This is a genomic window from Pedobacter kyungheensis (assembly GCF_000812965.1).
Classification (GTDB): domain Bacteria; phylum Bacteroidota; class Bacteroidia; order Sphingobacteriales; family Sphingobacteriaceae; genus Pedobacter; species Pedobacter kyungheensis.
The window spans coordinates 106,899-119,073 of sequence record NZ_JSYN01000017.1 but is presented as its reverse complement, the minus strand read 5'-3'; the positions used below and the strand labels follow the sequence as shown (position 1 = coordinate 119,073).

Below are 12,175 nucleotides of genomic sequence, written 5' to 3'. Positions count from 1 at the left end.
TTCGTCGTTCCTCCTCGCAATGACGTGATTTTTATATAAATTACTCCGTACTCGGTGGTAAAAAAACAAAAAAAATAGCCCATATCAGCGATATGAGCTATTCGTTATTCAAGTCCCCTTTAGGGGATTTAGGGGTCTAGTAAGCCCTTTGGTTATTTCCTTCTTTCCAGTTAACAAAAGCTTTGTTAACCACCTTGTTACCACCCGGTGTAGGGTAATTTCCAGAGAAATACCAGTCGCCTTTGTTTTTCGGACAAGCTTCGTGCAGGTTCTCTAAACTTTGGTAAATTACTTCAACCTCGGCAACAGTACCTTTTGGGGTAATAATCTGCGCAATTTTGGCCGAAATTTCTTCTGGTGTAAAAGGCTTGTAAATATCCTTAACGTGGTTTACAATTTCCTCTTTAGGCAATAATAACGATGCTTTACATTTGGTGTAAACATCTTCAATTACCTGCCACATACCGCGCTCGGTAAGTAATTGTATAGCTGCATCAAAAGCCACAAACTGCCCCATCCGGCTCATATCTATACCATAACAATCAGGATAACGGATTTGAGGTGCCGAAGAAACAATGATAATTTTCTTAGGATGTAAACGGTCTACAATTTTAATGATACTTTGCTTAAGCGTAGTACCACGAACAATCGAATCATCTAACGCTACCAAAGTATCCTGGTGGTTGTTAATAATACCATAAGTAGTATCGTACACGTGAGCTACCATTTCGCTTCTATCCGCATCCTGCGTAATAAAAGTACGTAGCTTCACATCTTTAACCGCCAATTTTTCTACCCTTGGCGCAAGTGATAACAACTCGTCTAACTGCTCGTCGTTTAGCTGCTCCTTTTTATGTAAAAGCGTTTCTTTCTGCAGGTTACGTACATAACGCTGTACGCCATCAACCATACCAAAAAAGGCCACTTCGGCTGTATTCGGGATGAAAGAAAATACCGTGTTTTTTAAATCGTAGTTAACGGCTTTTAAAATTTTATCGCTCAATAAACGACCTAGCTGTTTACGCTCGCGGTAAATTTCAACATCACTTCCTTTCGAGAAATAAATGCGCTCAAATGAGCAAGATAATCTTTCGGTAGGCTCGCGGAACTGCTCCATGCTTACCTCACCGTTTTTCTTGATAATTAAAGCATGACCGGGATCAATCTCTTTAACATCTTTATACTGAATGTTGAATGCAGTTTGTAAAGCCGGACGCTCTGAAGCTGCAACTACAATCTCGTCATCGTAATAATAGTAGGCCGGACGTATACCTGCCGGATCGCGCATGATGAACGAATCACCATTACCCACCATACCGCAAATAGAGTATCCACCATCCCAGGTTTTAGCCGAGCGGCGAAGGATATTGGCAATATCTAAATGCTCAGCAATTTTTTGCGTGATGGCAACATTGTCATGTCCTTCTTTTTTATACTGATCGAAAAGCTCCTGATTTTCATCATCTAAAAAGTGACCGATTTTTTCCAGTACGGTAACCGTATCCGCTTTTTCTTTAGGATGCTGCCCCAATTCGTACAATTGCTCCAATAACTCATCAACATTGGTCATGTTAAAGTTACCGGCAATTACCAGGTTCCGGGTCATCCAGTTGTTTTGCCTTAAAAAAGGGTGGCAATTTTCAATGCTGTTTTTACCATGCGTACCATAACGCAAATGGCCCAATAACACCTCGCCAATAAAGCTTACGTTGTTTTTGAGCCATTCTGTATCCTGCATTAATTCAGGGGTATTTTCCTGGATATCGACAAATTTGTTCTGCACATATTCGAAAATATCTGCTACCGCATTAGAGGCCATGCTCCGGTATCGGCTAATGTACCTGCTTCCAGGTTTCATATCCAGTTTAATGGTGGCAATACCCGCGCCGTCCTGGCCCCGGTTATGCTGTTTTTCCATTAAAAGGTATAATTTGTTAAGGCCGTAAAGTGCTGTACCGTACTTTTGCTGGTAGTAAGAAAGTGGTTTTAACAGGCGAATGAAAGCGATTCCGCATTCGTGTTTTATCTGATCACTCATTGTGTGGGTTTGAAGCCGCAAAGTTATCTTTTTAAATCATCAGAACCTAAACAAAAATGCTTTCTTTTATTATGATGAGTTTAGGCTGACAGACAGCTTAAAGATCCTTTATTCCCTTACAATTCGTATTATTAATTAGAATCTTTCTAAATAATTTGCATAGCTAGTGTAGAATTCACACCTTTGCAGCGTTATTAAGATTTAGTCTAAATTGAAGAAACTTTACACATCCCTATTATTCTTCTTTATTTGTTACACTGCGCTGGCGCAAATCAAGAACGTGGTTACCGGAAAAGTGGTCGACCCGCAAAATAAGCCATTGGAGCTTGTTAACATTAAAATTGTAGAAACCAACCAATATGCCATTACCGATAAGTATGGCACGTTCAGGGTTAACGGTTCGGAAACGAACAATGTTTTAACCCTCGAGTTTTCTTACATCGGCTACCAGAAGTTAAGCCTACCCATAACTGTTAAAGCCGGAGAAACCAATCTCGGAAATATTCAGTTAAAGGTTTTAGATCTAAGTCTGGAGAATATCGAGATCAACGCCAAGCGGAATTATTCGGGTTCAACCAACTCCTCGCTGATTATTACCAGAGATATGATTGAGCAGACACCTGCATTGAGCGTAAACGATTTGTTGAACCAGATTCCGAATAGAAAAATCCAACCGCCTTCATTACAAAATGTTCAAAACATTAATTTAAGGGCTGCCTATGCACCTACTACCGACGGGAAAGGCGCCTTCGAACTCAATAATGCATTTGGTATTGCCATTATTATGGATGGAAATACCATTAGCAATAATGCGAACATGCAGAGCTACAATCCCGGAAGATCCGGCGGTGTGGGATCGTCATTCTTGCAAAGCGGAAGCTATGGAATTCGTGGAACCGGGGATGATAAAACAGGGTATACAGGTGATTACACATTTGGCGGAACCGATTTACGCCAAATCCCTGCTGATAATATTGAAAGCATTGAAGTTATTTCCGGTATTGCTCCTGCTAAATATGGTGATTTAACAGATGGTGCCATTATTATTGAGCGCCAGGCAGGTAAATCGCCAGCATACGTACGCATGCAGTTACGGGATAACGCTACTTCTTATGGTTTTTCCAAAGGTTTCGAAATCAGCCCAAAATATGGCGCAGTAAATGTTGGTATCAACTATGTAAATTCCTTTCAGGATAATCGGGACAAGCTAAAAGCTTACCGCAGAATCACTACCAATGCCATGTGGTCTAACGCTTTTGGAAAAAGTAAGCAGCTAAAGAATACTTTTAGCATAGATTATGGCAGGAATCTAGATGGGATCAAATTTGACCCTGATGATGAAAAAAGTACCAGAACAAAATTCGACAGCTGGAATTTAAGTGTAGCCAACCGTAGTAATTACCGGTTTAGCACAGGTTTTTTAAAAAATGTGGGCTTAAACCTAAGATATTCTGAAGGCCACCAGATCAGTTATAAGGAAGAGTTAGTAAATGATCCGTATGTGCTGTATACAACAGCAACCACCACAGGTATACACGAAGGCACTTATGATACAGGTGTTTATACTGCTAAATCGTTAATTGATGGCCGGCCGGTAACAGCCTCTGCTAATCTTGATTTTACAGGCGGTTTTACCACTGGAACCATTGTTCACAACCTTTCTTTTGGTACAAGCCTGAATTACAGCGCTAATAAGGGGCTGGGGCAAACCATCGACCCAAATGAACCCAGAAGTGGTGCTAAAGTAGCAAGTACTTCATTAGGCACTAAAAGTTCGGAACGCTTTTATGATTTCCGTCTGGCAATTGCTCAAAAGGATATTGGCTTTTATGTTGAAGATCTCTTTACTGCCTCTCTGCTTGGAAAACCTTTGAATGTAAGGGCTGGCGTCCGGTCTGATATCCAAAATGGCTATGCTTCGTTCTCTCCGCGAACAAATATGAACTATGAGTTAAGTAAAACTTTTAGATTGGGGTTCGCTTATGGTCTATCGTATAAATCTCCGGGACTGGCTCAACGTTATCCAGGACCTACATTTTTCGAAATTCCACTATTAAATGCTTATAATGGAAAAGTTAACGAGAGTACCTATCTGGTTTATGTTGAAAGATATGATCCTACAAATATTGGTTTAAAACCAGCCAAAAGTGAAAGCATTGAGCTATCGGCACAAATTAAAATACACAAATTCAACCTCTCTGTTTCAGCTTATAATAAAAAATCAAGAAACGGCATTTCAACTGTTCAAAATTTGCAAACTATTGATTTGCCCACCTACACTGCTACAATAAACCCCGGAGCAAAACCAACCATTACACAGAATGGTACTAAGCCTTATGCCATTAACTATTTTACGTTTAAGAATGACCTCTCTTCAGATAATCAGGGTTTCGAAGTAATTTTAAACACTCCGGAATTAAAGGCCATAAAAACCTCGTTTAATTTAAGTGGTGGTCTCTTCCGGACGGCTTATGGGGCTATAGCGAATACCTTAAGCAATAAAATTCCAAGCACCATTCCAACCGATCCAAACTATGCCTATATTGGGGTTTATGAGCCGATCAGCAAAAAGGCATACTATAGTAATGGCCGGGTTACCAGTGTTACCCATATCCCGAAATTAAGTCTTGTGGTTTCTTTTGTAGCAGAATTTGATCTTTTAAACAAAACTATCAGTAACGCCAGTTCAAGGATACCTATTGGTTATTACAACAGGTTTAATCAATATACTGCAATTACGAATTTCGATAAAAACAATGCATCTTATGGCCACCTGTATATTACTCCTGAGGAACAGGCAGAGAATGATCTCCCGCGTATTATCTCCAACTACCACTTAAGTATTGCCAAAGAAATCAAGAAACGTTTCAAGTTTGCCTTTAACGTTTATAATGTGTTTAACCACCGCCCCTATTACATTACCACATCCGGCACTTACAAATATCCCAACAGCAGCCCAACATTTGGCGCAGAATTATCGATTAAACTTTAAAAGATATGAGAAAATTATTATTTCTATTATTATCAGCAGCAACGATCTTAACGGCCTGTAAAAAATACCAGGGTGATGCTACCGGAATACATCCGGTAAAGTTCCAGGTTATCGCCTCATACGCATCAGAAGATTTAGGGAAATTACTACCTAAAGCTAAAATTGTGATAACTTTTAAAAGTGCTAAAAACAATCTCATTCAACAATACATTACCAAAAGCGACGGTACAGTTTCACTCGATTCGATTTCTCCGGGTGTTTATGATATATCAGCATCAATTAAAATCCAACCTGCTGAATACACAGCTTTAACGGGCGAGAAGGTAGATAAAGAAATTGTTTTTAACGCTTCAGAAAAATCGCGGGCCATTACCATCGAAGATCAGCAGCATATTGAGCTAAAACTGATTTCTGGATCAACTGGTCCGTGGGTAATTAAGCAGATTTATTACGCTGGCTCTAATACAACAACCGGGGCATCATTCCGTGATCAGTTTATCGAAATTTATAACAATTCTGATTCGGTGCTCTATGCAGATAGTTTGTATGTAGCGGAAGCTTTGGGGATTCAAAACTTTACTTCAACCAACATCTACAGGCAAAATAATGGACAATATGATTGGAGCAAATCGCAGGATATGCCTACAACTATCGACGCAAATAACAATTATATATACACCAGAGCATTGGTTATGATTCCAGGAACAGGCAAACAATACCCTGTTAAACCTGGAGAAAGTATAGTTTTGGCTCAAACAGCGCTTAATCATAAAGCACCTTTTACCGGTTCTGATGGAAAAACCATTACTGTGCGCGACCCTTCTTTAACCGTTGATTTGAGCGGTGCAGATTTTGAAGCCTATTATGCTCCTTTTCTGGCTAAACCACTAGCTTCAGACATCGATAACCCGAGTGTGCCAAATGTTGATGTACTATCTTATAACGGTACCGACCTCATTTTTGATAATCCAGGTAGAATGGGTTATGTCATATTCAAAAACAAAGGAACGGTAGATATTAGAAAATTACCTCAGTATCCTTACCCAACGCTTGCTCCACCAGCAGCAAGCACTGATAAATATTATCAAATCCCTATTGATTTTATCATCGATGGTGTAGAAGTACAACCAAGCAGCGCAGCATCGCGAGTGCCTAAAAAACTCGGAGCCACACTTGATGCATTATATACCTATGCTCCCAATGGGGCATACTCTTCACAATCTGTAATCCGGAAAACAGAAGCCATTGTAAACGGAAGAAGGATTTTGAAAGATACAAACAATTCTGCTGAGGATTTCGACTATTTACCACTTGCAGCGCCAAGGGCATTTAAATAACCTTTAAGCTGTAGATATACCGAATAAAATAAAAATGAAGCATACTATACTATACATACTTTTAGTTTTTAGTACTGTTACAGTACGTAGTCAAACAAGAGACACCACGGGTATCAGCACCAGAAACAAATTGTTTTCTGCTGATTCTACCCTTCTGAGTGCCTACGATTTTGCTAAATTGAGCCCTTTTTACCTTAAAAATCTAATGCCTGTAACTTATAACAATTTACGGCTTGGCTATAATTATGAACAAGGGCATTTGAGAAAAGCTCAGGATGCCACAAAACTGAATAATGCCTTTCTGAGTACGGAAGGTATTTCACAGCTCAAATCCGTAAGTATATGGGGACAATTTTCTTATAACCGAACAGTTGAAGACAGCGTGGCTTTTGCGCATCAGACCCGAAATAATCTTGCTAATCCTTATTATTTTGGTTCTGTACGAAATGTTAGTTACCAAAGAACCGTTTATAGCCTGAAAACATTGGCGAGTAAAAATTTACTTGGTAAAAATCTTCCTGTTGGATTAGGTGCCGATTACAGAATTGGCGATCACTATTCGACTAACGATCCCAGAGGAGAAATAAGTGACTATCAGTTTAACCTGATTGGTTCTCTTGGATATCACCTCACTGATCATTTAGCAATTGGTGCAGCCTACCGCGTTGGATATGGTTTGGAAAAAGCGAATGTTGCTTATAAAAACAACAGCCTTAACCAAGGTAGGGTTAGTCCGGAATTTACTAATTATCTGATTAATGGTTACGGGGAGCCGGGCGAATATAACGAAAACAGAACAGTACAAAATAATCAGAAAAGAAATGGATTGGATGCTTACCTGACTTTTGAAAATGATGTTTTGGGTAGTTTTAATTTTCTTTACCAAACGGTTAAAGACAATCAGAAATTCGATTACCGAACCGGTGATGGCATAACGGAGTATACAAAATTCCACTTAACAAGTGAAAATTACCGGCTCTTCTGGTTGAAAAAAGGAAAGACCAACAAATTTAGTGCAGATTTAGCCTATTCCAGAAATGACGGCGACAACTATTTAAATGTTTATCTCGCTAATAGCTATTTGTATAAAAACAATACTATCGCAGCAAAAGGCTATTTCTCGTTAATTAAGGATCAAATCACCCATAATTTTGGCTTAGGTTTAAGTAAATACGAAGAACGTAAGCAAGACGGTATTGCCGGAAATGATATTAGATTTAACCAGCTAAATTACTCGCTTAGCTATGGTATAAACCACCAGAATAAAAACAACCATAATTGGGGCTTCAGCTTAACTGGTTTATACAATCAGTACCTTGATTCAGACTTTAGTGTATTGTTGGCTAATGAAGGTGTATTCACCAGAAATGTAATTTACTACGACTACGCTTACAATACAGCTTCGAAATTTGGCGCTAACCTATCTGGAGATTACAGTATCCCTATGTTTAAACAAATTCAGGCAGGTATTAAAGTTGCCCTTACTTACTGGAGAAGAGAAGATTTAAAAGATTTTGGACGGGCATTAACAAATACCCCCGGCAAAGACCGTTTTTCTTCCAATATCAGCTTAAACCTGTATTTTTAACCCATGAATAAAATTTTTGCCCTTCTTGCTCTTGCCCTCACCGGATTAATCTTATTTTCTTTTCAATCGGCTAATTTTAATAACGATGATGAGTTGAGTATTGATAGTCTGCGCAAAGTTTATTCAAAACCAACCAGCGAGTGGCCTAAACCTACGGTAGATGCAGGTGCGGTATTTCAGGAACTGGGCGAACTTCCACCCTCCCCTGTCGATTTAAAGAATGATTCGGTTAAAAAGGTGGTTGAGCTGGGTAAGATTTTATTTTTCGATCCGCGTTTGTCGGGTTCGAACCAGATTTCGTGCTCGAGCTGCCATGCGCCAGATTTGCACTGGACAGATGGCCGACAGGTTTCCATTGGTCACGATCATTTGGCCAATATCCGCAATGCACCTTCTTTAGAGAATGTTTGGTTTTACAAGCGCCTGTTTTGGGATGGCCGCGCCAACAGCCTCGAGGAGCAAGCCGGTAGTCCGGTGGCGGCACATAACGAGATGCACCAGGACATGAAAGTTTTGCCTAAAAAGCTGAGTAAGATTAAAGGCTACCAACCTTACTTTACGGCCGCATTTGGCTCCAAAGAAATTACCAATAAACGCATTTTCGAAAGCCTGGCAACCTTTCAGCGCAGCATTGTAAGCAGAAGAACCCCTTTCGACCGTTTTCTGGCCAAAGATAAAAAAGCACTTACCGATCAGCAATTGGTGGGTTTGCATTTGTTCCGCACCAAAGCGCGTTGTATCAATTGCCATAATGGTCCGTTTTTTACCGATAACGAGTTCCATAACGATGGTTTAACTTATTATGGCCGTAAATACGAAGATTTAGGCTTGTACAACGTAACTAAAAAGGCCGAAGATGTGGGTAAGTTTAAAACCCCGGGCTTGAGGAACGTGATGAAAACCGCCCCATGGTTTCACAACGGTTTATTCCCCGATATGGATGGTGTAATGAACATGTACAATGTGGGCATGCCGGTACAAAGGGTAAAACCAGAGCAGGTAAACGATCCGCTTTTGCCTAAAAACGATAAGCTGTTAAAAGGCTTAAAGCTAAGCATTGCCGAAAAAGATGCTGTTGTAGCTTTTTTAGAAGCATTGTCATCGCCAACGGTATTGGTTAGGGTTGAGCAGTTACCGCAATAGTTAGTTGGCAGTTATCAGTTTGCAATTGACAGTTGGCGGTTCTCAGTTAATCAATTAAAACAATTAACCAGTTAATCCCTCCAGTTTGCAATTGACAGTTGGCGGTTCTCAGTTAATCAATTAAAACAATTAACCAGTTAACCCTTCCAGTTTGCAATTGACAGTTGGCGGTTCTCAGTTAACCAATTTAAACAATTAACCAGTTAACCCTTCCAGTTTGCAATTGACAGTTGGCGGTTCTCAGTTAACCAATTTAAACAATTAACCAGTTAACCATTTAGATGGGAGTTGGAAGTTTGGAGCTTGGAGTGAGCTAACGAAATAGCCTAAATCCATATTTTACTTTGAAAGCTTCCTGCAGTGTGCAGCAACCAATCAAAGTTACTTTGAAACCTTCCTGCAGTGTGCAGCGACAAATCAAAGTTACTTTGAAACCTTCCTGCAGCGTGCAGCGACAAATCAAAGTTACTTTGAAACCTCCCTGCAGTGTGCAGCGACAAATCAAAGTAAAAAGTCTGGAGTTTGGCGTTTAGCGTGTTTTAACCAATTAAACCTGAAGAACCTATAAAAAAGATTGCTTCGGCTCGCACTAATCCGGCCTCGAAAGGACGATATTTCTTTTGAGTTTGCAGTTCTCAATAAACCAATGACCAATGAACAAATGACTATTGAACCAATGAACCAAAAAAATTACATCTTCCCCGATTTCAATGCTTCGCCGAAAAAGATAGAGGCATGGGCATCAAATGCAGCCGGATCGCCGCTGGTATAAAAATGTCTTTCACCTTGCTTACCTAGTTTCGCTTCGATTTCTGGATGCCTTGTCAAATAATCGGCTAAACTATTGGCCACGATCTCACCCTGTGCCAGAACGTTGATATGATCAGGAAATACCTTTTTCAGTTTAGGCATTAATAAAGGATAGTGCGTACAGGCCAGCAACACACAGTCTATATCGGTAGATTGGTTTAACAGTTGATTGCAGTATTCGTTAATAAAAAAATCGGCTCCGGGTTCCAGGTGTTCGTTATTTTCAATCAACGGTACCCACATCGGGCAACTCTGCTGGTATACTTGTATTTCGGGGAAAAATTTATTGATTTCTAACAGGTAGGATTGCGAATTAACCGTTCCCCTGGTACCCATCACCCCTACTTGTTTGGTAGTGGTATACTGATCTATTACTTCGGCTGTAGGCCTGATTACACCGAGTACACGTCTATCGGGATACTTAGCTGGCAAATCGCGTTGCTGAATAGTTCTAAGCGCCTTTGCCGAAGCGGTATTGCAGGCCAGGATCACCAAATGGCAGCCTTTGGCAAAAAGCCATTCTACGCATTCTAAAGTATATTTGTAAATGGTATCGAAAGCATGATCGCCATAGGGCGAACGGGCATTATCGCCTAAATAAATGTAATTGTATTCGGGCAACTGATCGGCAATTGAGCGGAATACTGTTAAACCTCCATAACCTGAATCGAAAATACCTATCGGGGCCTTACCTTGCATGCTTATTTAGGGTTAGTTGTTTATTCTGGTTGTAAAGGTAGTTTTAATTTAGAAGTTAAATGTTGGAAAGTTGAAACGTTTGAATGTTCAGGGAGCAGAGCCTTGCAACAGAAAAATCGTCATTTCGAGCGGAGTGCAACGTAGTCGAGAAATCTATCTAGTATAGATCTCTCCATTTCGCTGCGCTTCAGTCGAGATGACGAAATTCTATACAAATCTATAATGGGTAAAACCTCTAAAAACAAAAAAGCGGAACTAAGTTAAACTTAATTCCGCTTTATATTTTGAACCGGGAAGGAGACTTTGGTCTCCAGACTCAGGACTACTTTTTAGGTGCAGCTGGTTTTGCAGCAGTTGCCGAAATACCTAATTTAGTTTTAACTGCAGCTGTGATATCATCACCACCATCCCAGAAAACTAAGTTGTTACCACCTTGTCCGTTTGCGATATCGAAAACGTAAGCTAAACCTTTTTCTTTAGCTACAGCTGAAATTGCAGTTGCAACTTTAGCCTGGATTGGCTGGAACAATTCGCCTTGTTTAGTACCGATATCTTGTGAAGCTTTTGTACGGGCATCAGTGATACGTTTCTCTAAATCCTGCAATTCAACACCAGCAGCCTGTAATTCTTTACCTACAGTTTCTTTGTTTGCCTCGCTTAAAGTTTTTTCTTTGTCTTGTGCGTTTTTCAATTTAGTCTGATATTCTTTGATCATTGCATCAATATCAGCTTGTTTTTGTTTACCCAAGGTTTCTAAAGTTGTTTGAGCTGCTTTAGCATCAGGTAAATTTGCAAATACCTCTTCAGAATTAATGTGCCCTAATTTTTGTTGTGCACTTGCCATATTCGCTGTAAACAATAAACCTGCTGCTACAAAGAATACGTTAATTAACTTTCTCATCGTTCTATTTTACTTTTTTTATTTTTTCTAATTGTTTGTTCCTTAAAATTCAAAGGGCCGAATATACTAATTATTTACAGTCCCTGGTTTGTAACCTAATTTTACCACTACATCATTACTTACATCGTAACTGCTGCTGGCATAAATCATCATGGTTGCTTCGCTGCTCTTATCGAAAATGAAATCCAGATATTTCGCTTTAGCAATTTGTTTAATGGCATCCGCAACTTTATCCTGTATGGGTTTAATCAGTTTGCTTCTGCTTTGAAAAAGCTCTCCGTCAGGTCCAAATTTAGAACGTTGAAATTCTTTAGCCTGCTTTTCTTTTTCAATAATTTCATTCTCACGGCGCTTGCGCATATCGTCGGTTAATAAAACCTGATCGGCCTGGTAAGCTTTGTACATGCGGTCTATTTCAGAAAAGTTCTGATCAACCTGTTGTTGCCATTGTTTAGAAGCTACTTCTAACTGGCTTAAAGCGGATTTATATTCCGGTAAATGTTTTAAAATATACTCCGTGTCTACATAAGCAAACTTCTGTGCAAAGGCACCGAATGATGTGCAAAGCAGGAATGCGATAAAAAGATACTTTTTCATTTGTAAGTGTTTGTGTTTTAATGATCTTTAATAACCTAAGCTTTGTTTAAACTCAACTTGCAACGATTTA

Annotated in this window: 8 protein-coding genes; 4 read left to right on the top strand and 4 right to left on the bottom strand. The window is 39.7% G+C overall.

The features are described from left to right. Nucleotides 1–136: 136 nt before the first annotated feature. The gene (locus OC25_RS14970; RefSeq protein ID WP_039477508.1) at nucleotides 137–2,038 is read right to left on the bottom strand and encodes an amidophosphoribosyltransferase; all 1,902 of its coding nucleotides are present in this window, start codon (nucleotides 2,036–2,038) and stop codon (nucleotides 137–139) included. A gap of 211 nt (nucleotides 2,039–2,249) precedes the next feature. Here OC25_RS14970 and OC25_RS14965 point away from each other — a divergent pair, with 211 nt between their 5' ends. Genes OC25_RS14965 through OC25_RS14950 form a run of 4 tightly spaced genes read left to right on the top strand, consistent with a single transcriptional unit; the run spans nucleotide 2,250 to nucleotide 9,098 of the window. After that, the gene (locus OC25_RS14965; RefSeq protein ID WP_082018609.1) at nucleotides 2,250–5,030 is read left to right on the top strand and encodes a TonB-dependent receptor domain-containing protein; all 2,781 of its coding nucleotides are present in this window, start codon (nucleotides 2,250–2,252) and stop codon (nucleotides 5,028–5,030) included. Between the two features lie 5 nt (nucleotides 5,031–5,035). Beyond that, complete coding sequence (locus OC25_RS14960; protein WP_052266231.1) at nucleotides 5,036–6,367, top strand: DUF4876 domain-containing protein; 1,332 nt, start codon at nucleotides 5,036–5,038, stop codon at nucleotides 6,365–6,367. Between the two features lie 34 nt (nucleotides 6,368–6,401). After that, complete coding sequence (locus OC25_RS14955) at nucleotides 6,402–7,955, top strand: DUF6850 family outer membrane beta-barrel protein (RefSeq protein WP_039477506.1); 1,554 nt, start codon at nucleotides 6,402–6,404, stop codon at nucleotides 7,953–7,955. A gap of 3 nt (nucleotides 7,956–7,958) precedes the next feature. Beyond that, nucleotides 7,959–9,098, top strand: coding sequence for a cytochrome-c peroxidase (locus tag OC25_RS14950; RefSeq protein WP_039477505.1), 1,140 nt, complete (start codon nucleotides 7,959–7,961; stop codon nucleotides 9,096–9,098). Nucleotides 9,099–9,788: 690 nt separating this feature from the next. On the opposite strand, the gene murI is transcribed toward OC25_RS14950, so the two are convergent. From murI to OC25_RS14935, 3 genes are all read right to left on the bottom strand, one after another. Further along, nucleotides 9,789–10,607 carry a glutamate racemase gene (gene murI, locus OC25_RS14945; protein WP_039477503.1) on the bottom strand — a complete coding sequence of 273 codons (819 nt, stop codon included), beginning with the start codon at nucleotides 10,605–10,607 and terminating at the stop codon, nucleotides 9,789–9,791. Between the two features lie 322 nt (nucleotides 10,608–10,929). After that, the gene (locus OC25_RS14940; protein WP_039477502.1) at nucleotides 10,930–11,508 is read right to left on the bottom strand and encodes an OmpH/Skp family outer membrane protein; all 579 of its coding nucleotides are present in this window, start codon (nucleotides 11,506–11,508) and stop codon (nucleotides 10,930–10,932) included. Between the two features lie 66 nt (nucleotides 11,509–11,574). Beyond that, the gene (locus OC25_RS14935) at nucleotides 11,575–12,105 is read right to left on the bottom strand and encodes an OmpH/Skp family outer membrane protein (RefSeq protein WP_039477501.1); all 531 of its coding nucleotides are present in this window, start codon (nucleotides 12,103–12,105) and stop codon (nucleotides 11,575–11,577) included. Nucleotides 12,106–12,175 lie beyond the last annotated feature (70 nt).

Bases quoted from the DNA above. Each gene is read 5' to 3' on its own strand.
- OC25_RS14940 (WP_039477502.1), bottom strand. From the start codon at position 11,508: ATGAGAAAGTTAATTAACGTATTCTTTGTAGCAGCAGGTTTATTGTTT.
- OC25_RS14935 (WP_039477501.1), bottom strand. From the start codon at position 12,105: ATGAAAAAGTATCTTTTTATCGCATTCCTGCTTTGCACATCATTCGGT.
- OC25_RS14950 (WP_039477505.1), top strand. From the start codon at position 7,959: ATGAATAAAATTTTTGCCCTTCTTGCTCTTGCCCTCACCGGATTAATC.
- murI (WP_039477503.1), bottom strand. From the start codon at position 10,607: ATGCAAGGTAAGGCCCCGATAGGTATTTTCGATTCAGGTTATGGAGGT.
- OC25_RS14960 (WP_052266231.1), top strand. From the start codon at position 5,036: ATGAGAAAATTATTATTTCTATTATTATCAGCAGCAACGATCTTAACG.
- OC25_RS14970 (WP_039477508.1), bottom strand. From the start codon at position 2,038: ATGAGTGATCAGATAAAACACGAATGCGGAATCGCTTTCATTCGCCTG.
- OC25_RS14955 (WP_039477506.1), top strand. From the start codon at position 6,402: ATGAAGCATACTATACTATACATACTTTTAGTTTTTAGTACTGTTACA.